Raw genomic sequence first — 24,240 nt, 5'->3', positions numbered from 1 at the left:
CTCAAGGGTTGTCAACGGCAGTTGCCGTCGCAACATAAAGCTTTGTTGTTTTGCAACTCTTTTTAAACTCTCCATAAACAGGAAAGAAAGAGATCTTATGCTTCGTAAATTTACAGGGATCCTCGGCAGCTCAGTTGCAGTTGCTGCACTGGCCATTAGCCTGAATGTTGCTCAGGCTCAGGATGCAGACACTGCACCTGATCTGGACAAGCCAGTTGCCAAGGTCGGAAACAGCGTTATTACCGAAGCAGATCTTGCTTATGCCGCGCAGGACTATGCGCAGCAGCTGCAGCGTGTTCCTCCAACCGAATGGCGCAAGGTTTTGACCGACGTGCTGGTGGAGATGAAACTGCTGGCTGAGGCTGGTGAGGAAGAAAAACTCGCAGAAACTGACGACTTTAAACGCTTGATGGCATTTGAACGTACTCGTGCGCTGCGTAATGCATACTTCCAGAAGTACATTCAGAGCGCGGTTACTGAAGACGAAGTCAAGGCCGCTTACGATGCTGAGTATGCCAACTACCAGGGCGCGCCTGAGATCAATGCAGCTCATATCCTTGTAGAAAAGGAAGACGAAGCAAAGGACATCATCAAGCAGCTTGAAGGTGGTGCGGACTTTGCTGAGCTTGCAAAAGAAAAGTCTACCGGCCCTTCCGGTCCTAATGGTGGTGACCTTGGTTTCTTCGGTAAAGGCCAGATGGTTCCTGAGTTTGAAACCGCTGCTTTTGCTCTGAAACCGGGTGAGTTCACAAAAGAGCCTGTGCAAACACAGTTCGGTTACCACGTCATTTTGAACAAGGAAGCCCGCACTCAGCCAGCGCCAACTCTGGAAGCTGCTGAAGGTCAGATCCGTCAGGAGCTGGTTCTCGCGAAATTCCGTGAAGTGCTTGAAGAACTGAAAGCCAAGAACACTGTGGAAATCATTGGCGCAGATGCTGATGAAGCGAAGGCTGAAGAAAGCAAGTAATAGGCATCTGCTTATTAGCTCTGCTGATTATTGAAATAAAACATCTTGTTTTTGTAGCCCCGGATGGCTTAGGCCTTCCGGGGCTACTTTTTTGATGCATTGGCATTGTTATCTTCGGGAGGTTTTCATGTCCGCGACTATTTCTCCACTCGCACCCAAGTCTTATCCTGAGCTTCCAGAAGTTAAGGGCGTTCGAATGGCGACGGCTGCAGCTGGGTTGAAGTACGAAGGACGTACTGATGTTCTTCTCGCAGTGTTTGATGAACCTGCTCAGATTGCTGGTGTGTTTACAAAGTCCAAGTGTACCAGTGCACCGGTGGACTGGTGTAAGCAGAACCTTTCCAAGGGTGTTGCTCGTGCGATTATGGTCAACTCCGGTAATGCGAATGCGTTTACTGGGAAGAAAGGGCTGGCCTCTGTTCTGCTGTCTGCAGATATCCTGTCTAAGGCGACGGGCTTTGCTGCTGATGAGTTGTACCTTGCCTCTACTGGTGTGATTGGTGAGCCTCTTCCGGCTGAGAAGTTTGCAGATGTTGCAGATAGCCTTGTGGCTGATGCTATTGCTGACAAGTGGATGGATGCTGCTAAAGCGATCATGACCACAGACACCTATCCAAAGCTGAGCGCCCGGAGTGTGAAGCTGGGTGAGGCGACAGTGACCTTGAACGGTATCGCGAAAGGCGCGGGTATGATCGCACCTGACATGGCGACCATGCTTGGCTTCCTGTTCACTGACGCTCCAATCAAAGCACCTGCCTTGCAGAGCTTGCTTTCTGAGTGTGTAGGCGGCTCCTTTAACTCCATCACCGTTGATAGTGATACATCCACCTCGGACACCGTGCTGCTTGCTGCTACTGGTTCTGCAAGTGATGAATGGATTGAAGATGCTGCGGATCCACGTCTCACTGAGTTCCGCGAAGCTCTCTCCAGCATGATGCTTGAGCTGGCACAGATGATCGTGCGTGATGGGGAAGGGGCAACCAAGTTTGTTGAAGTGAAGGTGGAAGGTGCTGAGAGCGATGTCTCTGCCAAGCGGATTGCGATGGCGATTGCAAACTCTCCACTGATGAAGACTGCTTTTGCCGGTGAGGATGCGAACTGGGGCCGCGTCGTTATGGCTGTTGGTAAAGCTGGTGAGCCTGCAGATCGTGATCGATTGGCGATCTGGTTTGGTGACATCCGCGTAGCAGTTGATGGTGAGCGAGATCCAGACTACAGCGAAGATGAAGCTTCCGCAGTCATGAAAGAAGATGAGATCGTCCTGAAGGTTGATCTTGGCATTGGAAATGGCTGCGCGACTGTGTGGACATGCGATCTCACCAAGGAGTATGTGGCAATCAATGGCGACTACAGAAGCTAAGCGGGTTCAACCTCGCCAACCAAACTGCGATCTTGAGACAGTTTTGAAGCTGGAGCAGGCGAACCTGAACTGCTTTCCAAGCCTAATGACGCATCATGATGGGAGCTGGATTTCCCGGCTCTCACCAGGTGGAAGCGCTCGCCGTAATAACTCGCTGAACTTTTATGACGTTAATGATGGCGATAATGCTGATGAGCGGCTTATTGCAGCCCGTCAACGCTTTAAAAAGCGTGATGTGGCTTTTCATGTACGTTGGACGCCGCTGGTTCCAGCGGATGTGGATCAGGTTCTGACTGAGCAAAACTACACGCGGCTTGATGAAACGCTTGTGCTGTCTCGATCCATCTGGGTTCTGGGCGATACTGATGTGCCCAAGGGCTACAAGCTCAGCCAAGTCACTCTTGATGAATGGATCAGGAAGTACGCGCTGGTTGGTGGCGCGCAGCCGGACGCACCACTCGATGCTACGGTACAAGCGCTCCATGATGTGCTTTCAAGAGTTGCTGTTGAGCTGGTAGCGCTGATCGTGGAAACCGATGATGGCATTCCCGCTGCAGTTCTTCTTGGTGTTGTCGACGGTGATATGCTTGGCATCTTCAGCGTTGCCACGGCTGAGGCGTTTCGTCGGCAGGGGTTGGCTTATGCATTGATGTGTGAAGTGCAACGTCTTGGGGCGGAACGCGGGGCTGAGACAGCTTGGCTGCAAGTGGTTACTGAGAATACGCCCGCAGTAGAACTCTACGATTCCCTTGGCTACCGGGAAGCCTACGCCTATCACTACTGCAGAGACGTCCAGCCTTAAGAAAATCAGTAAAATTTCACTCGGGATCTTTGGTATGGTTTCCAAAAGGTTTTCAGGGTGGTCCTTTGTGAAACGGGAAAATAAATGAAAATTGTGATGGTCGCGGCATGTGCCCTCATTGATGAAGACAACCGCATTCTGCTTGCTCAGCGTCCCGAGGGAAAGTCAATGGCAGGATTCTGGGAGTTTCCGGGCGGTAAGATTGAAAGCAATGAAACGCCAGAGGATTGTCTGATCCGTGAATTATCCGAGGAGCTCGGAATTACGGTTAAAAAAGAGTGCCTTGCTCCCCTCAGTTTCGCTAGCCACACTTACGAAGATTTTCATCTGCTGATGCCACTTTACGTTTGTAGGCGATGGTCGGGCACACCTCATGGGGCAGAGGGGCAAAACCTGAAATGGGTACGGGCAGTTCGTTTACGTGATTATGACATGCCACCAGCAGATGAGCCGCTGATCCCGCATCTAATCGACCTTGTGTCTTATTAGCGGGAGATCACGGAGAACAAGAGGCAGTAATGGCGTTAAATGAGAAAGCGTATCACAATCAAAAAAGTGGTTTTACGATTGCTCATATGACGGAAGACGAGCGCGGTGCCGCAGCTGTTGAATACGCCATTCTCGCCGGTTTGATTGTTCTTGCCATTGTTGCAAGCCTGACTGCAATCAGCAGCACGATCTCCGACAACTTTCAGTTCATTTCTGACACTCTGCTGTCTGCTGTATCCGGCTAAATCAGGATTTGATCTCTTTCGTTCCCAATGCTTCGGCCAGGCTGTGTTTTGCAGAGCCTGGCTTTAATGGTTTTTGTTGGGATTCGTGTGGAGCCCAGCCGGAGAGGGATGCGAAGGTGAAGGTGGCGCGGATGCGGCCGTCAGCGTCTGAGTAATCCTGAGCGTAGATCTCCGCAGCTCTCATAAACACCTTCTTGCTTGTTAGGGTCTTCAGACGTTCTTTGAGAGGGTTTGTTGCACCCATTGCGCGCAGATCTCTGATCAGATCGAACATGGTGTCATATCTGACAGTGAGGCGGTCAACATCGCTCACAGGAAGGGCGAAGCCTGCGCGTTGGAGGAGACCGCCCAGATCTCTGGTATCTGCAAATGGGATCACCCGTGGGGAGACACCTTCGCTTACTTCCATTTCAGCACGCATGAGACAGTCCCGGAGCTCAGCCAGAGTATCTGTTCCCAACAGAAGACCGAGGAAAAGACCGTCAGGCTTCAAGGCTCGTTTAATCTGAATGAGTGTGCCTGGCAGATCGTCGAGCATCTGTAGGTTCAAAGTGGAGACAATCAGGTCCACGCTTTCTGGTGCGAATGGCAGAACTGCGTCATCCACGATCATGTCTGGCTCTGAAAGGTTCGGGTCAGCGGCGAAGAGATCTGCGCGGAGAAGGTGTTTTACCTTTCCAGAATTCTTCAAGACCTCAAACACATGTCCGGTATGTCCACCTAGATCAATACCGGTTTCAAACTCTCTGCTGATGAAGTCCAGGCGGTCCTGAAGATCTGTAGCAGCTGCTTTCATTAGAAAGTCTGCGCCGTCTTGCGCTCTCTTTAACGCAGTCATGCGCCGTTTTGCGATGAGGTTACGATCAAAGAGAGTGTGTTCGCTCATGAGGGCGCCTTTGGCCAGAATGTGCTGTGCGCACTATTGGAAGTTATATCCCCATTGAACATGGGGTGATGTCCATGGAAGGCTTTGTTAGCCTAATTCATCTGCAGATATATACGGTGAGCATAGATGGGCGACAAGTTTTCTTCTCTGGAATGGTTGCCTGATGCAGTGGAAAGAGCAGAGCTGCCTGACAAGCACCGATTGAAAGATCTCAAGCTGCTTCCTTATTTGAAGCGTAGCCTCAGTTTCGTTTTGGATGCGTTGTTTCCTCACTGCTGCCCGGTTTGTAGCGAGCTGGTGCAGGGTGATGGAGGCTTGTGCCTGTCGTGTTGGCAGAAGCTTGATTTGATTTCGGCGCCATATTGCGAGCGGCTCGGGGTGCCTTTACATTATGAACTTGGCCCGAATGCCTGGAGTGCCGCTGCGCTTGTGAACCCACCTGATTATGAGCGGGCGCGGGCTGCGGCTTTGTATAATGGGCCGGCACAAGAGCTGGTGAAGCGCTTCAAGTTCTATGGCGAGATCCGATTATCCAAGTTTCTTGCGGGCTGCATGCTGAACCCGGGGGCAGAACTGGTCTCAGCTGAGAGTTTTCTAGTCCCTGTTCCATTACACAGCTCACGATTACGAGAGCGGACTTATAACCAGTCTGCATTGCTTACTCGCGAGATACAGAAGCATCTTGGTGGGCAGAGTTTGCTGGATGGGTTGGTTCGCACACGCAAGACCAATCAGCAGGTGGGGCTTAAGCGGGGAGCACGGACAGCGAATGTGAAAGGAGCCTTTGAAGTTTCAGAGCATTTTCTTGCGAAGGTTTCCGGTGCGCATGTGGTGTTGGTTGATGATGTGCTGACAACCGGTGCAACTGTTGAAGAGTGCACGCGTGTTTTGAAAGCAGCGGGTGCAAAGCAAGTTGATGTACTGGTTTTTGCGCTGGTAGATCCTGAAAAACTGTCTGACTATAATGCTTAGCTGCTGTTGAAACGGCGTTTTGTATGCTTGATATAACCAAGTGATCAACTTGAGTTGAGGTGGACTTGCGGTTTATTTGGCTGTGAGCCATATAGACTTCAGTTTTGATGGCTGAATTTTATTGGCCTTCGCTGTGTATCCAAAGGACAAAAATATGGCTCAAGTTACTATCTACACCCGTGACATGTGCGGTTACTGTGCTCGTGCAAAAAGACTTCTTGATGAGAAGGGTGTTGACTATAAAGAGTTCAACTACAGCGAAGATCCTACAATCCGTAAGGAAATGATTTCCAAGGCGAACGGTGCGAACACCTTCCCGCAGATCTTCATTGGATCCGAGCATATTGGTGGTTGTGATGACCTGTTTGCGCTGGAGCGTCGTGGCCACTTGGATGGCCTGCTGAGTGCTGATATTTAAAGAAGCTTAGGAAGCGTATTACACACTGCGCTTTGAAAGTGAGATTTGATGACAAGTTTTGTGGCTGCATGTATCCAGATGAGAACGGGACGAAACCCGCTCGAAAATCTTGATGTCTGTGAGGCGTTGGTTAGAGAAGCTGCTGCTGAAGGCGCGGTTTATGTGCAAACGCCTGAGATGACCAATGTGTTGGAACGTAGCCGCAAAGCACAACTCGCTGCCTCCAGTTTTGAAGGGGCTGATCCCTTCCTGAAACGTCTGGGCACTTTGGCGAATGAGTTGAATATCTGGATTCATATCGGGTCTCTGGCTATTCGACTTGAAGATGACAAGCTGGCCAACCGTGGTTTTATGATTTCCCCGCGAGGTGAGGTCGTAGCGCGTTATGACAAGATCCATATGTTTGATGTGGACTTGCCGAATGGTGAAAGCTGGCGTGAATCTGAAAGCTATAGTGCTGGCAATGTGTCTCCAGTAGTTGATCTTGGTGTTGCCAAAGTTGGTATGGCGATCTGCTATGATATTCGCCAGCCAGCCCTGTTCCGTGAGCAATCCAAAGCCGGAGCTCAAGTGTTGACTGGACCTGCTGCCTTTACCAAGCAAACAGGTGAGGCGCATTGGCATGTGCTGCAAAGATCGCGTGCTATTGAAAACGGTGCTTTTGTTGTGACCGCTGCACAAGGTGGTACGTATGAAGATGATCGCCAAACTTACGGGCACAGCCTGATGGTGGATCCGTGGGGCCGTGTGATTGCAGAGTTGGATCATGATGAACCGGGTGTATTGCTTGGTGAGCTTGATATGGCAAAGGTTGATGAAGCCCGTCGCCGTATTCCGGCAATTGAGAATGCACGAGATTTTTCCGTGGCCACGGTTTCCCTGAGTGGGGAGATGGTCAGGTGATTAATTACTCTCTCGCCTGTGACAATGGGCATGAGTTTGATGGATGGTTTCGGAATTCTGGCGACTACGACAAGCAGAAAGAAATGGGGCTGGTAACCTGCCCGTTCTGCGACAGTTCAGAAGTCCATAAACGCTTAATGGCGCCAAATGTGTCGACCTCGCGTAGTCAGAAGAAGGCGCAGGTTGAACATCAGGCTGCGAAAGCTGTTGCTGCTGCACAGGCGAAAGCATCGGAAGCTGCGGTTGTGAAAGAACAGCAGCCGGCTGCTGCCGTTCCTGCGAGTTCAGAACAAGCTGTAGCGACGTCAGCATCCAATGTTGATCTGCAGAAAGTTCCTGAAAAAGCGAAGGAGTTGGTGGAAGCTCTGCGGGAGTTCCGCAAGCAGGTCGTTTCTAACTCTGAATATGTTGGCGACAAGTTTGCTGAAGAGGCGCGCAAGATCCACTATGGCGAGAGCGAAAAGCGCGGGATTTACGGTGAAACGACACCGGACGACGCAAAAGAGCTTTTGGAAGAGGGTATTGAGTTGATGCCACTTCCTGTTTTGCCGGAAGATCGCAACTGATTTGCTGCAGACTGAATAGCAGACAAACGAAAGGCGCCTCGTTTAGGGCGCCTTTTTCATTTTTCGGTCAATCAGGCTGAAACGCCTTTTTTGCCCGGGGCTCGGGATGCGGAAGGTTTGTCCGCATTCTTTGCACGTGTCCGGGTGCTGGTGGATTTACGAGGCACTCGGCGACGTGGTTTGGCAGGTACCTTTGTTGGCGCAGCCTGAGCCATAGCTTTGAGGTCATCAATACTGGTGAGCGCTTCTGAAGTTGCCTTTTGAGTTTTGGAGACTGTGCCCTTCATTGTTGAGGACATCTGGTTCATCTGGCGAGCGCCTTCCTGGCGGCAATCTTCGAAAGCTTGCTGCATGAAGTCGCTGGTGAGTTTTGAAAGCTCAATGCCTGTTGGGCAGTCCCAGATCTCCTGAATGTAATCGGTGTTGGCTTTCATACGCTTGTTGAAGAAAGCGATGTTGGCAGCCATGATTGCCTGATAGCTTTCAAGCATGGCCTTGTTGTTGGAGATTGCATGCTCCAAAGCCGTATTGGATAGTTGATCTCCACCCTGCGCCCAGAACCAGCCTTGCCAAGGCATTCCATCTGTAGCAACAGTCCAGCGGTCCATTGCTTCCTTCATCTCTTTGTCCATGTTCAGCATCGTGTCTCCTCCGGACTCCGATCAAGTTCTCGGGCGGCGATTTAGGTTTTGAGACAATAAATTTCGAGCGATCAGGGATTTTGGAAGAAGCTCGTTTGCCGGTAACTTACGCCGCGTACACCCTCCTGTTTATAGGCGCTAATATTGGCAAAAGGATATTCTGGATTCTAAGGGATTTCAGCGGCTTTTTTCTGAAGGACTCGTTAACCTTGCGGCTCTGCTACGCAGCTAACCAGTCCTGTACGAGTTCGCTTGTATGAATTGGGTGTTCCAGCGTCGACATGTGGCCGCAATCCGGGATGATGTGCAGTTTGCTGTTTGCGATTGCATCATGCATTTCGCGGCACCTGTCGAGCGGGAGCAGGCTGTCCTCTTCGCCAGCGATGATCATGGTCGGGCACTGGATTGCCGGGAGGTTTGGCCTTTGATCGCGGCGATTGATGATGGCGGTTTGCTGCTTCAGGAAATCCTCAGGACCGATCTCGGCAGCCATATCGAAGACCACTTGTCTGAGAGCGGTATCGTCATGGCGGGCAGGGTGGACGAGCTGCGGGTATTGCATGGAGGCGATCTTGTGAAAGCCTCCCTTCTTTGCAATTTCCATTTGTGTATGGCGAAGCTGCGTCTGGGCCGCAGTGTCGTCTCTGGCGTTTGTGTTGACCAGCGCAAGGCGGCTGACACGTTCAGGTGCCTGTCGAATCACCTCCAGGGCAACGTAACCACCCATGGACATACCGAGGAGAGCGAACTTTTCAGGTGTGTGGTCCAGCAGTCTTTTTGCCATGGCTTCAATGGAATCCATGCCGCAGGTTTCGGCGATGATGATCGGGCGCTCTTTCAGAGAGTTGATCTGAGGTCCGAACAAAGCGCCAGTGCTGGTCAGGCCGGGAATGAAAACGACAGTTTCTGCTGTTGCTGTGTCTGGCATTTTCATTCTCCTTTTTGATTGGATGCCAGCTGCTACTCTGGCTTCCGAGCTATTACCATGTAGTTTACATCCAGATCGGTCGTTCTGGACCAGCTGTCGGTCAGCGGATTGAAGCTGACGCCGCAGCGCTCATAGATGCTCATGCCGGATTCATTGAGTGGTGCTTCCAGCTCTTCTGGGCGAACCAGCTTTTCGTACTGGTGTGTGCCTTTTGGCAGCCAGCGGAGAACGCGTTCTGCTGCGACAATTGCGAGGGCGTAGGCTTTCAGAGTTCTGTTGATAGTTGCAACGAACATCATTCCACCGGGACGCACAAGATCTGCACAGGACTTCATGAACAGTGGAACGTCTGCGACATGTTCTACCACTTCCATGTTGAGTACGATGTCGAACTGCTCACCTGCCTCTACGAGAGATTCAGCTGTTTGCGCGCGATAGTCGATATCGAGGCCGGACTGCTGTGCATGAAGTGTGGCTACTTTAATGTTGGTCTCGGAAGCGTCTGCTCCGACCACAGTTGCACCCATGCGAGCCATCGGTTCAGAGAGGAGGCCACCGCCGCAGCCGATGTCCAAAATACGTAGGCCTTCTAAGGCTTTAGGAGATGTTTCGTCCCGACCAAAGTGGTCACAGGCATACTCTTTAATATAGGAGATGCGGACTGGGCTGAATTTGTGAAGAGGACGGAATTTTCCAGTAGGGTCCCACCATTCCGATGCAATTGATGAGAAATGCGCAACTTCCGCCGGGTCGATTGTGGTTTGTGCCGGGTTTTTGGCGGCGTTGCTTGGTTTTTGCGCGGTGCTCATAGCTCAACTCTCCACTTTCATCCCGGTACTGGTGGGTCTAATCGCGGTTTTTGTCAAGCCGCTGGTTGCGATAGAAGGGCGCTAGTTGTATGGATTAGCGCCGTTTGTAGTGATGATCGGTTCATCACAAAGGCCCTCGGAGGAATTTGGGAAGCGATGGCCCGTTTGGTTATGAAGTTTGGCGGCACCTCCGTTGCCGACCTAGAGCGTATCAGAAATGTTGCGCGGCACGTGAAGCGTGAAGTGGAAGCAGGCAACCAGGTTGCCGTTGTTGTATCCGCGATGGCTGGTGTGACGAACACGCTGGTTGGCTACACGAAAGAAGCCGCAGCGCTGCATGATGCGCGTGAATATGATGCGGTTGTTGCCTCAGGTGAGCAGGTGACTTCCGGCTTGTTGGCGATTGTGCTGCAAGATATGGGCGTGGATGCACGTTCCTGGCAGGGATGGCAGATTCCTATCCGCACGAATGAAGCCCACGGCGCAGCGCGCATTGAGAGTATTGAAGGTCAAACTCTCATTGAACGCCTTGAGCGTGGACAGGTTGCAGTTTGCGCTGGTTTCCAGGGTGTAGCGCCTGACAACAGGCTGGCGACGCTTGGACGTGGTGGCTCTGACACCAGTGCGGTGGCGATTGCTGCTGCTATTCAGGCAGATCGCTGTGACATCTATACGGATGTGGACGGTGTTTATACCACTGACCCGCGTGTGGTGGCCAAGGCGACGCGTCTGGAACGTGTTGCATTTGAAGAGATGCTGGAAATGGCTTCTCTTGGTGCAAAGGTTTTGCAGGTCCGTTCTGTTGAGATGGCGATGGTTCACGGCGTTCGTACGTTTGTACGTTCCAGCTTTGATGATCCGGATGCCCCGCAGATTAGCGCTGACGGAACACCTGTAGGTACACTTATTTGCGACGAGGACGAGATTTTGGAACAACAAGTCGTCACTGGCATCGCTTACTCAAAAGACGAAGCACAGATTTCTATCCGCAACGTTGCTGACAAACCTGGCATCGCGTCCAGAGTGTTTGGCCCGTTGGCCGAAGGCAACATCAACGTAGACATGATCGTTCAGAACATCTCTCCAGATGGGAAGACGACCGATATCACCTTTACCGTTCCAGAGAGCGATTACGAGCGTGCGCGCAAGGTAATTGAGGAGAACGTCGAGGAAATTGGCTTCGAGAATATCGAAGGCGCTACTGATGTTGTAAAAGTTTCCGTAATCGGCATGGGTATGCGTTCGCATGCCGGTGTTGCAGCCCAGTGTTTTGAAGGCTTGGCTGAGAAGGGGATTAACATCCGCGCGATTACGACATCTGAGATTAAAATCTCTGTTCTGATCGATTCCGCGTATACGGAACTTGCGGTTCGTACTCTCCATTCGCTATACGGACTTGACGGCTAGGTTTCCTACTGTCGAGAATATTGTTGTGTCTTGGACAACTTCCAAGGCACAACGTGGCCTATTAAAAAGGCCAGCAGAATTATAGGTAGGGCGGAGCATGCGCAGCAGCTTGGCCGGACCGCGCGTACTCCTCCGTAAGCTTCGTGAAGTTATGGCGGAGCCGATTAATGCGCAGGAACGGCTCGACAAGATTGTACGTCTGATCGCGGCAAATGTGGTTGCGGAAGTGTGTTCCGTGTACATCTTGCGCGCGGATGGGGTTCTTGAGCTGTATGCGACAGAGGGCCTGAATAAGGACGCGGTTCACCAGACTTCTCTGAAGGTCGGTGAGGGTCTTGTTGGTTTGATTTCCTCTGATGCCAGGCCGCTGAACCTACCAAATGCGCAGGCGCACCCAGCGTTTGCTTATCGTCCTGAAACGGGCGAAGAGAATTACAACTCCTTCCTTGGTGTGCCGATCCTGCGTGCAGGACGCACGCTCGGCGTGCTTGTTGTTCAGAACAAAGACCACCGGACCTACTTCGAAGATGAAGTGGAAGCTCTGCAGACCACTGCGATGGTTATCGCTGAGATGGTCGCGGCTGGTGAGCTTGAAGCAATTGCGCAGCAAGGCACAACAATTGATGTGATCCGTCCGATGCATCTGAAGGGCGTTGCCCTTGCTGATGGTATTGGCCTTGGCCATGTTGTTCTGCATGAGCCACGCGTTGTCATCACCAATCTGATTGCTGAGGATGCGGACACTGAAAAGAAGCGTCTTGAAGAATCCGTCACGCGTCTGCGTCAGTCTCTGGACCACATGTTGGCCAGTGGTGAGTTTTCCCAGCACGGTGAACACCGCGAGGTTCTGGAAGCTTACCGGATGTTTGCCTATGACCGTGGCTGGATCCGGAAGATTGATGAAGCGATCCGCAATGGTTTGACGGCGGAAGCTGCTGTTGAGAAAGTTCAGAGCGATACACGCGCTCAGATGCTCCGGCAGACTGACCCTTATTTGCGTGAGCGCCTGCATGATCTGGATGATCTGGCGCACCGCCTCATTCGCGAGCTGATGGGCAAGAACCACAGCGGCGAAGACGATCTGCCAAAAGACGCGATCATCATTGCCCGCAATATGGGCGCTGCTGAGCTGCTGGATTATGATCGCGACCGCATTCGTGGTTTGGTTCTGGAAGAGAGCGGTCCGACCAGTCACGTGACTATTGTTGCCCGCGCTCTTGGCATTCCAACTGTTGGCCAGGTGGAAGACATTGTTTCGCTGGTGGAAGCAAGTGATGCCATCATCGTGGATGGTGAGATCGGTCAGATCTTCCTGCGTCCGGCAAACGATGTTGAACAGGCATTTGCAGACAAGGTTCGCCTGCGCTCCAAGCGTCAGGAAATCTATCGTCAGCTGCGTGAAGAGCCGACTATCACGAAAGACGGGACAGAAGTTAAGCTTCAGCTGAATGCTGGTCTGCTTGTTGATTTGCCAAGCATGGAAGATGCAGGTGCTGATGGCGTTGGCCTGTTCCGTACCGAACTTCAGTTCATGGTTGCTTCAGCCTTCCCAAGAATGCAGGAGCAGCACTCACTGTACTCCAAGGTTCTGGATGCGGCTGGTGACAAGCCGGTGACATTCCGTTCTCTGGATATTGGTGGTGACAAGGTTCTGCCTTACCTGCGTTTGGCGCAGGAAGAGAACCCGGCCATGGGTTGGCGCGCAATTCGTTTCGGACTGGATCGTCCGGGCCTGCTGCGCACCCAGATCAGAGCTATGCTGCATGCAGGGGCAGGGCGCTCCTTGCGCATTATGTTCCCAATGGTGGCGGATGTTGCTGAGTTCCAGCAGGCGCGGGATTATGTTGAGCGTGAGCTCAAGCACCTTCGCCAGCATGGACACGACACGCCAAAAGAGCTGAAGCTTGGTGTGATGCTGGAAGTTCCGGCACTGCTTTACCAGCTTGAAGAGATCTATAAGGAAGTGGACTTCGTCTCCGTTGGTTCGAACGACCTGTTCCAGTTCTTCTATGCGGTTGATCGCGGAAACACGCTGGTGGCGGAGCGTTTTGAAGCGCTGTCTCCAAGCTTCCTGCGGGCCTTGCGCAAGATTGTTGTTGTTGGCGACAAGATGGATACACCAGTGACCCTGTGTGGTGAACTTGGTGGTCAGCCGCTTGCTGCGATGGCTCTGTTGGCGATCGGCTATAGAAACCTTTCCATGTCTCCGGCTTCCATTGGTCCTGTTAAGGCGATGTTACGCTCTTTGGATCTATCAGCACTTTCAGAAGAGTTGCTGAAACAGCTGGAAGCGGGTAAAGGGTCGGAAGATATTCGCGAGTTCCTTTCGAACTTTGCATCCGAAAACAATATTCCGGTATAAGCAGCTTAGGTTACGATTGCCGCAGACCCGAGAGGCTGTCGCGCTTTTGTACCAGCTGTCTAACGCTTGAGGAGTTGCCGCGAAATGCTGGCACCAGAAAAACTAGATACACTGCTAGCACGCTTTGAAGGCATTGAGGCTGAAATGGCCTCTGGTCCTGCGCCGGATGTTTACATCAAGCTTTCGCGAGATTACGCAGAACTCGAACCAATTGTGATGTCCATCCGGGAACTGCGCAAAGCAGAAGGTGACCTGGAAGGCGCAGAAGCTTTGCTTTCTGATCCGGACAGTGATGCGGAGATGAAAGAGCTTGCACAGCTTGAGCGTGATGAGCTGACTGGTGTTGTTGAAGAACTGACCCAGAAAGTGCGCATTGGGCTTTTGCCAAAAGACAAAGCCGACTCTCACGACGTTATTCTTGAAGTTCGTGCCGGTACTGGTGGTGATGAAGCCGCGCTTTTTGCTGGTGACCTGTTCCGCATGTATCAGCGCTTTGCTGACAACAACGGTTGGAAAGTTGAAGTCATGTCCTCTTCAGAAGGGGATATGGGTGGCTTTAAGGAAATTGTTGCTGCGGTTACTGGTCAGGAAGTCTTTGGTAAGCTGAAGTTTGAGTCCGGCGTTCACCGCGTGCAGCGTGTGCCTGAGACTGAATCTGGCGGGCGTATTCACACCTCTGCTGCGACGGTTGCTGTTCTTCCGCAGGCTGAAGAAGTGGACGTTGACATTAATCCGGCAGATCTTCGCATTGATACTTATCGTGCATCTGGGGCGGGTGGTCAGCACGTGAACACCACTGACTCTGCTGTTCGCATTACCCACAACCCGACTGGTATCGTGGTAGCCGTGCAGGATGAACGTTCTCAGCATAAGAACAAAGACCGCGCGATGAAGTTGCTGCGTGCAAAGATTTATGATGTTGAGCGCGAGCGCGCTGCGAACGAGCGAACTGAAGCCCGCCGTGTTCAGGTTGGTTCCGGTGATCGCTCCGAGCGTATTCGTACCTATAACTTCCCTCAGGGCCGCGTGACAGATCACCGTATTGGTTTGACCTTGTACAAGCTTGATCAGATGATGACAGGCGAGGCGACTGGTGAAGTTATTGATGCTCTGACCATGGATCATCAGGCGAACCTGCTCGCTGCAGAAGGACTTTAATGTCCGCGCTCTTCGAAAACTTCGAAATCAAAAATGTGCAGGCTTTGTACCTAGCGGTGCGAAGCCTGTTTCGTGATGCAGATCTGGCGGAAGCTGATCTGGATGCGCGGGTGCTGACTGCTGACGTGCTTGGCATTGAGCCGCGTAATCTGGTTCTGGAATATGATCGTGAGACCTCGCCGGAAGTGCTTGCGGTTATGACACGATATGCAGAAGAGCGACTGGCAGGAAAACCGGTTGGACGCATTCTGGGTAAGCGTGAATTCTGGGGCCTTGAGTTTTCTCTCTCACAGGCAACACTGGAGCCGCGTCCTGATACAGAGACGCTGGTTGAGGCGACATTGGCATTTTGTCAGGCCAATGGTGGTTTTGATAGGTCATGGGTGTTTGCGGATATCGGAACTGGAACCGGTGCCATCGCGATTGCTCTACTGAGTGAGTTGCCCAATGCCATTTGTGTTGCTGTTGATATCAGCGAAGAGGCATTGAAGACTGCGCGACAAAACGCAGCAAATAACGGATTTGAAAGCCGTTTTATCCCTGTTCGGGGTTCTTATCTGGATGCGTTGAACGGGACTTTTGATTTTGTTGTGAGTAACCCGCCGTACATTCGCAGCGCTGTGATTGAAGGGCTGAGCCATGAAGTGAAACAGCATGATCCGATGCTGGCACTGGATGGTGGAGACGATGGACTTACTGCCTATAAAGAATTGATAGGTAACGCTAAACGAGTTCTTAAGAGAAATAGTGGACTCCTAATGGAGATCGGGTTTGATCAAGCGGAGGAGCTTTCAACTCTTGCAAGGGAACTTGTGGGGCTGGAGGTTCGTTGTGAGCATGATCTGGCCGGTCAACCGAGGGTCATTGTTGTAGTTTTTCCATGATTGGCGAAGAATTCAATAATCTGGAAAAAAGCCCTTGGAAAATACGTCGGAACGAGATAGTTTCATCTCGCCGACAAGCGATACCAGCTAACAGCTGAAAACGATGGGGATGGGCACTCACTGACAGTGAGACGAGCCTGGCAGAGACGTCGGTTGATAGTTTCAAAGCAGATAGTTGAGCGACCCCTCGTATCGTAGAACTGAGAGAGCAATGCATTTGTATTGCTGCTATCGGATGTCGGATATCGCATTGAAGCAGTTATATGATCGAATGCGATTGCATTTCGATGTTGGTGGCCTTTGGCTTAATCAACATGCAGGCTTATTAACGGCATTTGGAATCCGGGAGAACTTACTCCCATGAACCTCGCTGTAGGTTCGATTGCTATTCCGGAAAGTTAACGGCAGAATGAGACCAGGAAATCAGAATAACAAGCGCATGCGTGGGCGGGGGCGTAAGGCTCCAAATCCATTGACACGTACTTATGAGTCAAATGGACCGGATGTTAAAATCCGAGGTACCGCATTGCATATTGCTGAAAAGTACCAGCAACTTGCGCGTGATGCTCAGGCCTCCGGAGACCGTGTAACCTCCGAAAACTACTATCAGCATGCTGAGCATTACCAGCGTATCGTCGCTGCTGCTCAACCCCAGAACTCTCAGAGTGCTGCTCCTTCTGCTCGCGCAGAAGAAGAAGCTGCACCAGCTGTTGTTGAAGCGCCAAACGGTGCGGCGGCAAGCGAAGAGCAGGATGTTGCTGTTGCAAGCACTCAGCCTGTGATTGGCCTTGATACGCCTCAGCCGTTTATCGAAGCTTCCCCAGTGGCTGAAGAGAATGCTGAAGCTGCTGAGGCACCTGCTGCAGGTGATGAAGAAGACGACAAACCACGTCGCCGCGTTCGTGGCACTCGTGGTCGCGGTGTTCGTCGTACGCCTTCTTCTGCAAATGCAGCAGCTCCTGCTGAAGCGACTGAAGGTGGTGAGGATGAAACGGCAGCTCCTAAGCCACGCCGTACACCTCGTGCACGTACTCCACGCGCAGCTCGCACGCAGCGCACCCGCGCAGCTCGTGTTCCTGCAGAGGATGCACCAGCTCCAGCGGCATTGGAAACAACCGGAGACGGTGAAAGCTAAGCATCTGGGAGGATGCTTTAGTCCCTTTACCGGTTTCGGATATTTACGAAAAACCCCGCTCACAAGGCGGGGTTTTCTTTTTGCTATATGGCCAGCTTGTGTGGTCTTATTCCACGATCAGCGTATCACCGACCGAGAGGGTGCCGTTGTTGAGCACTTCCAGATAGATGCCAACGTCCATGTGGCCCAAAGTGTCGTAGAGGGTCTTGTTGATGTTAGTGTCGCGCTCTGCGGTGGTTGGGTTTACGTCAACAGCTGCGCAGCGGCGGGTGCGTTTGGCGAACTTGAACTCAACGCCAGAGGTGGAGCGGATCTTTTTATCGGCCCAGTTGAACTCTTCGTAGGCTGGCAGGCCTTCCACATAGATGTTCGCGCGGAAGCGTTTTGGGTCGATCTCGACGCCCATTGTCTCGGAAAGAGCTTTGACGCTGGCCAGGTTCACAACATGCACGAAGTTTTCGGCAGTGTCGGTAAAGGCGTGGTCGTTTGCGTGGCGGACTTTCAGTGGGCCGGCTGCTTTGTCACCCATGTGCGCGGTGAAGTAAGCGGCGAGGGCTTCCTGTCCTTCGGAGGATTCCAGCGAGAGGGTGACGTCATCCTCACCCGGCTTGGACAGGGTGATGCTTTTGTTTTCCAGATCATAGGTGCATTTGACCTGGGCTACGTCTTCGTAGCGAACCAGCACGAGGAATTTGCTTTTGGAAATGTGTTTTGGCGCTGCAGGATCAAAACCGCATGGGCCGTTTTCAATAGCGTAGGCACGATCCAGCGGGAAGACAGCTCCAGCTTCTACAGTTGCGGTCTGAAGTGGGTGTGCCGTGAGGCCTTTAACAGGATGTGTTGCGAGTGTGGTGATATGCGCAGGCGAAAAAGTCATATTAAATTCCGTTGTTTAAGCTGGTGGAAACTATGAGAAACAAAGGATTGTGGCAAGATCTTGCGAGCGCCCTCTTTTGTCGGCAGTTTGAACCACTATATGAAGAGTGCAGGAGGAAGTCTCCTGCTTCGGGTGCTCTTTATGAGGCTCGGATCCTCCCAAAATGCTTCGTCATGCTTCGGGTGACACGGCACATAGGAGTTATATATGGACTTTGAAAAATACACCGACCGTGCGCGTGGGTTCATTCAGTCTGCGCAAACATACGCTCTGGGACAAGGGCATCAACAGTTTACTCCCGCACATATTTTGAAGGTCTTGCTGGATGACAGCGAGGGCATGTCTGCTGGTCTCATTGAACGGGCCGGAGGACGTGTGCAGGATGTCCGTCTACAGATTGAGACCGACCTTGCCGCACTTCCTAAAGTAAGTGGTGGCAACGGACAGCTGTATCTGGCGCCTGAAACGGCTCGTCTTTTTGAACAAGCGCAGAAGATTGCGGAGAAAGCGGGCGACAGCTTTGTCACCGTGGAACGGCTGCTTCTGGCGCTGGCCATGGATAAGGACAGCAAGGCAGGTAAAGCACTGTCGCAGGCTGGTGTTACGCCAAATGCGCTGAATGAAGTGATCAACGAGCTTCGTAAAGGCCGCACAGCTGACTCGGCTTCTGCTGAAAATCAGTTTGATGCGCTGAAGAAGTTCGCTCAGGATCTGACGGAAGCCGCGCGCGAAGGCAAACTCGACCCGGTGATTGGTCGAGATGAAGAAATTCGCCGCGCCATTCAGGTTCTTTCCCGTCGTACCAAGAACAATCCGGTTCTGATTGGTGAGCCGGGTGTTGGTAAAACCGCTATTGCGGAAGGCTTGGCACTGCGTATCGTCAATGGCGATGTGCCGGAAAGCCTGAAAGACAAGCAGCTACTTGCGCTTGATATGGGTGCGCTGATTGCTGGCGCGAAATATCGTGGTGAGTTTGAAGAGCGCCTGAAGGGTGTTTTGAATGAAGTGCAGGCCGCTGATGGCGGGATCATCCTGTTCATCGACGAAATGCATACGCTTGTTGGCGCTGGTAAAACAGATGGAGCGATGGACGCATCCAACCTGCTCAAGCCTGCGCTGGCTCGCGGTGAGTTGCACTGCGTTGGTGCGACCACGTTGGATGAATACCGCAAGCACGTTGAGAAAGACGCGGCGCTGGCCCGTCGTTTCCAGCCTGTGTTTGTGAGTGAGCCAACGGTTGAAGACACCATCTCCATTCTGCGCGGTATCAAGGAGAAGTATGAGCTTCACCATGGTGTGCGCATCTCCGATAGTGCGATTGTTTCCGCAGCAACGCTGTCGAACCGCTACATCACAGACCGCTTCTTGCCGGATAAGGCCATCGACCTTGTTGATGAGGCCGCCAGCCGCTTGCGCATGCAGGTGGATTCCAAGCCGGAAGAGCTGGATGAGCTGGACCGCCGGATTATTCAGCTGAAGATTGAGCGGGAAGCGCTGAAAAAAGAGGATGATGAAGCCACGAAGGATCGATTGCAGCGTCTTGAAAAAGAGCTGGTTGATCTGGAAGAGGAATCCAATGCCCTGACACAGCGCTGGCAAGCTGAAAAAGACAAGCTGAGCGGTGAGCAGAAGATCAAAGAGCAGTTGGATGAAGCCCGCACTGAACTGGAGCAGGCCCAACGTGTTGGCAATCTGGCTCGTGCAGGGGAGCTGAGTTACGGCGTTATTCCTGATCTGGAGAAGAAACTGGCGAACGCTCAGACTGCTGAGGACGTTGACAACACCATGCTCAACGAAACCGTCAGTAGTGAGAGCATTGCGCAGGTTGTTTCTCGCTGGACCGGCATTCCGATCGACAAGATGCTGGAAGGTGAGCGTGAAAAGCTGCTTCGTATGGAAGACGAACTTGCCAAGCGTGTTGTTGGCCAGCAGGAAGCTGTTCATGCGGTTTCCACTGCTGTCCGCCGGTCCCGTGCTGGTTTGCAGGATCCAAACAGACCCATTGGTTCGTTCATGTTCCTCGGCCCAACCGGTGTTGGTAAAACCGAGCTGACCAAGGCACTTGCGAGCTATCTGTTCGATGATGAGACGGCAATGGTGCGCGTGGACATGTCCGAGTTCATGGAAAAGCACAGCGTTGCGCGTCTGATTGGTGCACCTCCAGGCTATGTTGGCTATGAAGAAGGTGGTGTACTGACAGAAGCGGTTCGCCGCCGGCCATATCAGGTCGTGCTGTTTGATGAAGTTGAAAAAGCACATGGTGATGTGTTCAATGTTCTGCTTCAGGTACTGGATGATGGCCGTTTGACAGACGGGCAGGGCCGTACCGTGGACTTTCGCAATACGCTGATCATCATGACTTCCAACCTTGGTGCTGAGTTCCTCGCAGCTCAGGGCGAGGGTGAAGATGCTGAGGCTGTTCGCGGTCCGGTGATGGATGCTGTGAAAGCGCATTTCCGTCCTGAGTTCCTGAACCGTCTGGATGAAATCATCCTGTTCCACCGCTTGCAGCGTACTCAGATGTCCAAGATTGTCGAAATTCAGCTGAAGCGTCTGCAAAAGCTGTTGGATGACCGGAAGATGGTTCTGGATCTGGATGATGGTGCAATGGGCTGGCTTGCCGAGAAGGGCTATGACCCAACTTATGGTGCTCGTCCGCTCAAACGCGTTATCCAGAAGCAGGTACAGGATCCACTGGCAGAAATGCTGTTGGCTGGTTCCATTTCTGACGGGCAGACGATCAAAGTCTCTAACGGGTCTGATCGACTGGTGTTCGACAGGGCTTGATGAGCCTTTCTGTGAGTTGAAGACAAGGGCCGGATTTTCCGGCCCTTTTTGCTATCTACCTTGGCGGATGACATCCGTACCTTTTCGAATATCTGTTTTTAGTGTTTAGTTCTGCTGGATGAGGACGGGCAACTTGCGGGCGGCGGGTATGAGAAAAGCTGATATTGCACTCTTATTTGTGGCGATGAGCTATCTCTGGCTCGTGACTACGGTGGCGATTGGCGCCCAGTTCTATCCGGGGTACAGCCATATTTCTCATTTCATGAGTGTTCTTGGTGCAACGGGAGCTCCGCACGGACCAACCGTCAACTTCTGGGGCTTCCTGGCGGTTGAGCTTCTGCTGCTGCCGAGCTTCATCATCTGCTTTAGTGATCTGATGCGGAGCAGGGCAGAACGTGTCGCTCTGGTGGTTTTCGCAGGCTATCCGCTTTTCATTGGACTTGCCGCGTTCTTTCCCTGTGATTTTGAATGCAGGATGGCTGACCAGAGCCAAAGCCAGCTGATCCATTCCGCTGCTGGCCTATTTGCTTATTTTTGTGCTGTTGTCGGGCTCTGTTTGCTTGCCCGCGCACAAGAAGGGCGGTCTTACTGGTTTGTTCCAGGATTGGTTTTATTCGCATTGTTCCTGAGCCTGATGCTGGAAACTGCTTTGAGCGGTCTGCTGCAAAGGGTTTTGGAGACCGGTGCTTATCTTTGGTTTGTTTTGATTTTGCTGCAGAAGCGTCAGAAGGTTGGGAGTGTTTTAGCCTCTCGCTGATGTGTTTGTGCTTTTGAGCCTGAGGATTTGAATTTGGAAAATGTACTTATTTATCTGGTTGGCTTTGCCGGAACCGGAAAGCTAACAATTGCCCGGGCACTGGCTGAGGCCACGAGTGCCAAAGTCGTCGACAATCAATGGATCAACAATCCGATTTTTGGATTGCTCGACCATGATCGGCTGACACCTTACCCGGAAGGTGTTTGGAGGCAGATCGATAAAGTGCGAGAAGCTGTGCTGGAGACGGTGGCCACGCTTGGTGCTCCTCATGCAAGTTACATCTTTACGCATGAGGGTTTTGAGGATGATGCCAGTGATCGGCAGATTTATGAGGCCATTCGGGAAACAGCTCAGCGGAGAAAGGCCCGGTTTTTGCCGGTCAGACTGCTTTGTAATGAAGATGAGATTGCCAAACGCGTGGTTTCTCCGGAGCGGGCTCTGCGCTTGAAAAGCATGGATCCGGAACGGTCACGGAACGCGGTGCGGAACTCCACCGTGCTCAAACCCAATCATGAGAATGAGCTGACGCTCGACATCTCTGATAAGCAGCCAGCTGATGTGGTGGTGTTGATCCTAGAGCAGGTGGCTCACTGCAAAACCTAGTTTCGCAGTGAAGCAACGCGTTGGCTTGGACGGCCAGTTTCCATCAGAGCGTTGATGCGGTCCCGTTCGCGCTTGAAGTTTTCAAGCACTTGCGCTTCGAGAACACGGCCCTGTGGCACCTTAATCTTCAGTGAGTTCACAAAGCGGCCATTCACCTTCACCTCATAGTGGAGGTGGTTGCCGGTGGAGAGGCCGGTGGTGCCGACGTAACCGATAACCGTACCCTGTCTGATGCGCTGGCCTTTTTGAATGCCAGTGGCAAAGCGGGTCATGTGGTTATAGGTGGTGACGTAACCGTTGGCGTGTTTGATCTCCACGCGTTTGCCGTATCCGCCAGACCATGCGGCTTTCTGAATAACACCATCGCCTGCTGCAAAGATTGCGGTGCCGCGTGGAGCTGCCCAGTCCGTTCCAGTATGGAGACGGCGGGTTTTCAGAACCGGGTGACGACGCATACCGAAGCCAGATGTAAAGCGGCCAGCTGCAATTGGCTTGCGGAGCAGGAACTGCTTCGCGCTTTGACCGTTCTCGTCGTAGTAATCGACAACACCATCATCCGGTGTACGGAAGCGGTAGAAACGGTGGCTGCGGCCATTCACGGTGATAGAGGTATAGAGAATCTCTGAAGCGCCAGTGGTCTGGTCTGCATCCAGACCATAGAAGACGCTCATCTCGTCGCCGCTTTTCACAGAGGCATTGAAGTCCACACTATAAGAATAGATGCGGATCAGCTCTTTAATAAGAGAGGATGGAACTTCGTTATCAAGGCCGGTCTGGTAGATCGAGTCATAATAAGTGGCGCGTGGGCCAACTGAGTTCTGCTGCTGCGAGTTAAATGCATCTGCTGCCATCTGCGTGGTTGGCTCTGGTGCAACAACAAACTCGCCTTCATCGTTTCGTGCGATGGTGCCGACGTGGCGCTGGTCTTCATAGATGCTGACGCGCACGAGAATGCCATCGTCCTCTTCGATCTGATCAGTGTTCAGAGAGAGGCGGAAAATCTGGCCGGCTTTAATGGTGTCGATGCCGAAGTTATCTGTAAACGCCTTGATGTAGCCTTCCGCTTCAGTCTCGGAGGCTTCGCCATCCAGCAGAATGTCAATAAAGTCAGTCTGGGTCAGGATCGGAACAATGCGTTCTTCGATCTGATTGGCCTGAGTGGTTTTGCGGGATTTCGGCTGGAAGGAGACGTTTTCTTCGGTAATACGAACTTCGATGTTTTCAAATGACTGTTCTGAAAGAGGGGCAAAGCCGGCGTTGATGTCTTCCACGCTCGGGATAGCCGCAATGTCCGTGGAGTTATCCAGCATGAACATCGCTGCTTTTTTGACCTGTTGCTGAACAGCCTCTTCCTTATGATCTGGAAGAGCGACCATGCTCATGGCTTCCAGAGGGAAGTCGCGCTGGGAGATAGAGACCTCGCCTTCAATGTCCGCACCATAGATCGCGTCACTGGCAACCTGCAGCGGCGCCACCTGTTCGCCCTGATACATAGTGATCGGGTCAAATGGCGGAATGTCTGCGGCGGTTTCCTGTTTCTTGAAGCTCTCCAGGCTTGCGCTGACGAGCGCATACGGCTTGGCTTTCACATGATCGCGGCCTTCGCTGCGGGTCACGGTGTTCACTTCAATAATCTGGCGATTGGAGAAACCGTCGGTTGCGGAGGTCAGGCGGTCGCCTTTTCCGCTGGTATTACGCTGTGGTGTCAGGTCTGCCGCATTGCTGGCGGGGGCTTTGGCTGTCTTATAAGTATACTGGCCATCAAGAGCCGCCATCAGAGCGCCGCCCATTAACACCATAGATGTCATGCCGGTGAGGATCGTTCCAATCAACCAGCGACCGTTCAGGCGCGCAGGCTGGTCAGACGAACTTGCAAGGCTATCCACCATCAAGGCTGGTTCATTGCCAAGATTGACGGAAGGCCTTCCATTAGTATGGAACCTACCAGAATTCATCGAGCTACTTATCTTTCCCCAAATCGGCAGAGAGGCCATCTGCAGCAGATGTCCGCATCACATAGTTACGATTGATAGACAATGCTGAAGACGGGAACAACTGATGAAAGAAAAATACGGCTGGATTTTGTCGCTGATACTCTGAAAAATTATAGAAAAAATCGAATTGGCGAGAAAATAATGATTTTGCCGTTCAAAATGCGATTTTACGCACCATATAAATACAGGACTTGCGATTATTGAAAAAGTTTCCCCAGTCCTGTGAAAATTTTGAAGTTTTGTCTTCAGCCTCGTTGACAGCACCAGCTCATATGCCTATAACCCGCTTC

23 protein-coding genes are annotated in these 24,240 nt (G+C 52.2%); 17 read left to right on the top strand and 6 right to left on the bottom strand.

Features of this window, described 5'->3' with window-relative positions; translation table 11 throughout:
- Window positions 1–97: 97 nt before the first annotated feature.
- The 5 genes from PSE_RS00115 to PSE_RS00095 all read left to right on the top strand — a co-directional run bounded on the left by PSE_RS00115 (window position 98) and on the right by PSE_RS00095 (window position 3,863).
- Window positions 98–967 carry a peptidylprolyl isomerase gene (locus tag PSE_RS00115; RefSeq protein WP_014283008.1) on the top strand — a complete coding sequence of 290 codons (870 nt, stop codon included), beginning with the start codon at window positions 98–100 and terminating at the stop codon, window positions 965–967.
- Window positions 968–1,094: 127 nt separating this feature from the next.
- Window positions 1,095–2,327, top strand: coding sequence for a bifunctional glutamate N-acetyltransferase/amino-acid acetyltransferase ArgJ (gene argJ / locus PSE_RS00110; RefSeq protein ID WP_041767731.1), 1,233 nt, complete (start codon window positions 1,095–1,097; stop codon window positions 2,325–2,327).
- Window positions 2,308–3,129 (top strand): GNAT family N-acetyltransferase, encoded by an 822-nt coding sequence (locus PSE_RS00105; protein ID WP_014283006.1) that lies wholly within the window; start codon window positions 2,308–2,310, stop codon window positions 3,127–3,129. The genes argJ and PSE_RS00105 overlap by 20 nt, the downstream gene beginning before the upstream one ends.
- A gap of 84 nt (window positions 3,130–3,213) precedes the next feature.
- A complete protein-coding gene (gene mutT / locus PSE_RS00100; RefSeq protein ID WP_014283005.1) occupies window positions 3,214–3,618 on the top strand; it encodes an 8-oxo-dGTP diphosphatase MutT in 405 nt (134 codons plus the stop codon).
- Window positions 3,619–3,647: 29 nt separating this feature from the next.
- Window positions 3,648–3,863 (top strand): Flp family type IVb pilin, encoded by a 216-nt coding sequence (locus tag PSE_RS00095; protein ID WP_041767730.1) that lies wholly within the window; start codon window positions 3,648–3,650, stop codon window positions 3,861–3,863.
- 1 nt (window position 3,864) lies between these two features.
- Here PSE_RS00095 and PSE_RS00090 read toward each other — a convergent pair whose 3' ends face one another.
- Window positions 3,865–4,749, bottom strand: a complete 885-nt coding sequence (locus PSE_RS00090; protein WP_014283003.1) for a methyltransferase domain-containing protein — start codon at window positions 4,747–4,749, stop codon at window positions 3,865–3,867.
- A 126-nt stretch (window positions 4,750–4,875) separates the two neighbouring features.
- Between PSE_RS00090 and PSE_RS00085 the strand changes: the two genes are divergently transcribed.
- The 4 genes from PSE_RS00085 to PSE_RS00070 all read left to right on the top strand — a co-directional run bounded on the left by PSE_RS00085 (window position 4,876) and on the right by PSE_RS00070 (window position 7,608).
- On the top strand, window positions 4,876–5,721 hold the full coding sequence (locus PSE_RS00085; RefSeq protein ID WP_014283002.1) for a ComF family protein: 846 nt from the start codon (window positions 4,876–4,878) through the stop codon (window positions 5,719–5,721).
- A gap of 154 nt (window positions 5,722–5,875) precedes the next feature.
- Window positions 5,876–6,139, top strand: a complete 264-nt coding sequence (gene grxC / locus PSE_RS00080) for a glutaredoxin 3 (protein WP_008550285.1) — start codon at window positions 5,876–5,878, stop codon at window positions 6,137–6,139.
- A 48-nt stretch (window positions 6,140–6,187) separates the two neighbouring features.
- Window positions 6,188–7,042 (top strand): carbon-nitrogen hydrolase family protein, encoded by an 855-nt coding sequence (locus tag PSE_RS00075; protein ID WP_014283000.1) that lies wholly within the window; start codon window positions 6,188–6,190, stop codon window positions 7,040–7,042.
- Window positions 7,039–7,608: a DUF1178 family protein gene (locus PSE_RS00070; RefSeq protein WP_014282999.1), complete on the top strand. Its 570-nt coding sequence runs from the start codon at window positions 7,039–7,041 to the stop codon at window positions 7,606–7,608. The genes PSE_RS00075 and PSE_RS00070 overlap by 4 nt, the downstream gene beginning before the upstream one ends.
- 71 nt (window positions 7,609–7,679) lie before the next feature.
- On the opposite strand, the gene PSE_RS00065 is transcribed toward PSE_RS00070, so the two are convergent.
- The 3 genes from PSE_RS00065 to ubiG all read right to left on the bottom strand — a co-directional run bounded on the left by PSE_RS00065 (window position 7,680) and on the right by ubiG (window position 9,986).
- The gene (locus tag PSE_RS00065; RefSeq protein WP_014282998.1) at window positions 7,680–8,249 is read right to left on the bottom strand and encodes a phasin family protein; all 570 of its coding nucleotides are present in this window, start codon (window positions 8,247–8,249) and stop codon (window positions 7,680–7,682) included.
- Between the two features lie 220 nt (window positions 8,250–8,469).
- Window positions 8,470–9,177: an alpha/beta fold hydrolase gene (locus PSE_RS00060; RefSeq protein WP_148266056.1), complete on the bottom strand. Its 708-nt coding sequence runs from the start codon at window positions 9,175–9,177 to the stop codon at window positions 8,470–8,472.
- Window positions 9,178–9,209: 32 nt separating this feature from the next.
- Window positions 9,210–9,986 carry a bifunctional 2-polyprenyl-6-hydroxyphenol methylase/3-demethylubiquinol 3-O-methyltransferase UbiG gene (gene ubiG, locus PSE_RS00055; protein WP_014282996.1) on the bottom strand — a complete coding sequence of 259 codons (777 nt, stop codon included), beginning with the start codon at window positions 9,984–9,986 and terminating at the stop codon, window positions 9,210–9,212.
- Between the two features lie 156 nt (window positions 9,987–10,142).
- Here ubiG and PSE_RS00050 point away from each other — a divergent pair, with 156 nt between their 5' ends.
- The 5 genes from PSE_RS00050 to PSE_RS00030 all read left to right on the top strand — a co-directional run bounded on the left by PSE_RS00050 (window position 10,143) and on the right by PSE_RS00030 (window position 16,932).
- A complete protein-coding gene (locus tag PSE_RS00050; protein ID WP_008550391.1) occupies window positions 10,143–11,393 on the top strand; it encodes an aspartate kinase in 1,251 nt (416 codons plus the stop codon).
- A gap of 97 nt (window positions 11,394–11,490) precedes the next feature.
- Window positions 11,491–13,755 carry a phosphoenolpyruvate--protein phosphotransferase gene (gene ptsP, locus PSE_RS00045; RefSeq protein ID WP_014282994.1) on the top strand — a complete coding sequence of 755 codons (2,265 nt, stop codon included), beginning with the start codon at window positions 11,491–11,493 and terminating at the stop codon, window positions 13,753–13,755.
- 84 nt (window positions 13,756–13,839) lie between these two features.
- Window positions 13,840–14,913: a peptide chain release factor 1 gene (gene prfA / locus PSE_RS00040; RefSeq protein WP_008550572.1), complete on the top strand. Its 1,074-nt coding sequence runs from the start codon at window positions 13,840–13,842 to the stop codon at window positions 14,911–14,913.
- The gene (gene prmC, locus PSE_RS00035; protein ID WP_014282993.1) at window positions 14,913–15,797 is read left to right on the top strand and encodes a peptide chain release factor N(5)-glutamine methyltransferase; all 885 of its coding nucleotides are present in this window, start codon (window positions 14,913–14,915) and stop codon (window positions 15,795–15,797) included. Before prfA ends, prmC begins: the two co-directional genes overlap by 1 nt.
- Before the next feature lie 409 nt (window positions 15,798–16,206).
- Window positions 16,207–16,932 (top strand): DUF4167 domain-containing protein, encoded by a 726-nt coding sequence (locus PSE_RS00030; protein WP_208998047.1) that lies wholly within the window; start codon window positions 16,207–16,209, stop codon window positions 16,930–16,932.
- A gap of 106 nt (window positions 16,933–17,038) precedes the next feature.
- Here PSE_RS00030 and PSE_RS00025 read toward each other — a convergent pair whose 3' ends face one another.
- Window positions 17,039–17,809, bottom strand: a complete 771-nt coding sequence (locus PSE_RS00025) for an MOSC domain-containing protein (protein WP_014282991.1) — start codon at window positions 17,807–17,809, stop codon at window positions 17,039–17,041.
- Window positions 17,810–18,016: 207 nt separating this feature from the next.
- On the opposite strand from PSE_RS00025, the gene clpB reads away from it, so the two are divergent.
- The 3 genes from clpB (at window position 18,017) to PSE_RS00010 (ending at window position 21,956) form a co-directional block, all read left to right on the top strand.
- On the top strand, window positions 18,017–20,596 hold the full coding sequence (gene clpB, locus PSE_RS00020) for an ATP-dependent chaperone ClpB (protein ID WP_014282990.1): 2,580 nt from the start codon (window positions 18,017–18,019) through the stop codon (window positions 20,594–20,596).
- Window positions 20,597–20,744: 148 nt separating this feature from the next.
- On the top strand, window positions 20,745–21,353 hold the full coding sequence (locus PSE_RS00015; protein ID WP_014282989.1) for a DUF998 domain-containing protein: 609 nt from the start codon (window positions 20,745–20,747) through the stop codon (window positions 21,351–21,353).
- A gap of 33 nt (window positions 21,354–21,386) precedes the next feature.
- On the top strand, window positions 21,387–21,956 hold the full coding sequence (locus tag PSE_RS00010; RefSeq protein WP_014282988.1) for a hypothetical protein: 570 nt from the start codon (window positions 21,387–21,389) through the stop codon (window positions 21,954–21,956).
- Here the strand turns inward: PSE_RS00010 and PSE_RS00005 are convergent.
- Complete coding sequence (locus PSE_RS00005; protein ID WP_041767725.1) at window positions 21,953–23,911, bottom strand: M23 family metallopeptidase; 1,959 nt, start codon at window positions 23,909–23,911, stop codon at window positions 21,953–21,955. The genes PSE_RS00010 and PSE_RS00005 overlap by 4 nt on opposite strands.
- Window positions 23,912–24,240 lie beyond the last annotated feature (329 nt).

It is taken from the genome of Pseudovibrio sp. FO-BEG1, assembly GCF_000236645.1.
Taxonomy (GTDB): Bacteria; Pseudomonadota; Alphaproteobacteria; order Rhizobiales; family Stappiaceae; genus Pseudovibrio.
Note: the sequence above shows the minus strand (reverse complement) of the source record. Positions and strands in the feature narration are given on the sequence as shown.

Bases quoted from the DNA above. Each gene is read 5' to 3' on its own strand.
- PSE_RS00115 (WP_014283008.1), top strand. From the start codon at position 98: ATGCTTCGTAAATTTACAGGGATCCTCGGCAGCTCAGTTGCAGTTGCT.
- argJ (WP_041767731.1), top strand. From the start codon at position 1,095: ATGTCCGCGACTATTTCTCCACTCGCACCCAAGTCTTATCCTGAGCTT.
- PSE_RS00105 (WP_014283006.1), top strand. From the start codon at position 2,308: ATGGCGACTACAGAAGCTAAGCGGGTTCAACCTCGCCAACCAAACTGC.
- mutT (WP_014283005.1), top strand. From the start codon at position 3,214: ATGAAAATTGTGATGGTCGCGGCATGTGCCCTCATTGATGAAGACAAC.
- PSE_RS00095 (WP_041767730.1), top strand. From the start codon at position 3,648: ATGGCGTTAAATGAGAAAGCGTATCACAATCAAAAAAGTGGTTTTACG.
- PSE_RS00090 (WP_014283003.1), bottom strand. From the start codon at position 4,749: ATGAGCGAACACACTCTCTTTGATCGTAACCTCATCGCAAAACGGCGC.
- PSE_RS00085 (WP_014283002.1), top strand. From the start codon at position 4,876: ATGGGCGACAAGTTTTCTTCTCTGGAATGGTTGCCTGATGCAGTGGAA.
- grxC (WP_008550285.1), top strand. From the start codon at position 5,876: ATGGCTCAAGTTACTATCTACACCCGTGACATGTGCGGTTACTGTGCT.
- PSE_RS00075 (WP_014283000.1), top strand. From the start codon at position 6,188: ATGACAAGTTTTGTGGCTGCATGTATCCAGATGAGAACGGGACGAAAC.
- PSE_RS00065 (WP_014282998.1), bottom strand. From the start codon at position 8,249: ATGCTGAACATGGACAAAGAGATGAAGGAAGCAATGGACCGCTGGACT.
- PSE_RS00060 (WP_148266056.1), bottom strand. From the start codon at position 9,177: ATGCCAGACACAGCAACAGCAGAAACTGTCGTTTTCATTCCCGGCCTG.
- ubiG (WP_014282996.1), bottom strand. From the start codon at position 9,986: ATGAGCACCGCGCAAAAACCAAGCAACGCCGCCAAAAACCCGGCACAA.
- PSE_RS00050 (WP_008550391.1), top strand. From the start codon at position 10,143: ATGGCCCGTTTGGTTATGAAGTTTGGCGGCACCTCCGTTGCCGACCTA.
- ptsP (WP_014282994.1), top strand. From the start codon at position 11,491: ATGCGCAGCAGCTTGGCCGGACCGCGCGTACTCCTCCGTAAGCTTCGT.
- prfA (WP_008550572.1), top strand. From the start codon at position 13,840: ATGCTGGCACCAGAAAAACTAGATACACTGCTAGCACGCTTTGAAGGC.
- prmC (WP_014282993.1), top strand. From the start codon at position 14,913: ATGTCCGCGCTCTTCGAAAACTTCGAAATCAAAAATGTGCAGGCTTTG.
- PSE_RS00030 (WP_208998047.1), top strand. From the start codon at position 16,207: ATGAGACCAGGAAATCAGAATAACAAGCGCATGCGTGGGCGGGGGCGT.
- PSE_RS00025 (WP_014282991.1), bottom strand. From the start codon at position 17,809: ATGACTTTTTCGCCTGCGCATATCACCACACTCGCAACACATCCTGTT.
- clpB (WP_014282990.1), top strand. From the start codon at position 18,017: ATGGACTTTGAAAAATACACCGACCGTGCGCGTGGGTTCATTCAGTCT.
- PSE_RS00015 (WP_014282989.1), top strand. From the start codon at position 20,745: ATGAGAAAAGCTGATATTGCACTCTTATTTGTGGCGATGAGCTATCTC.
- PSE_RS00005 (WP_041767725.1), bottom strand. From the start codon at position 23,911: ATGAATTCTGGTAGGTTCCATACTAATGGAAGGCCTTCCGTCAATCTT.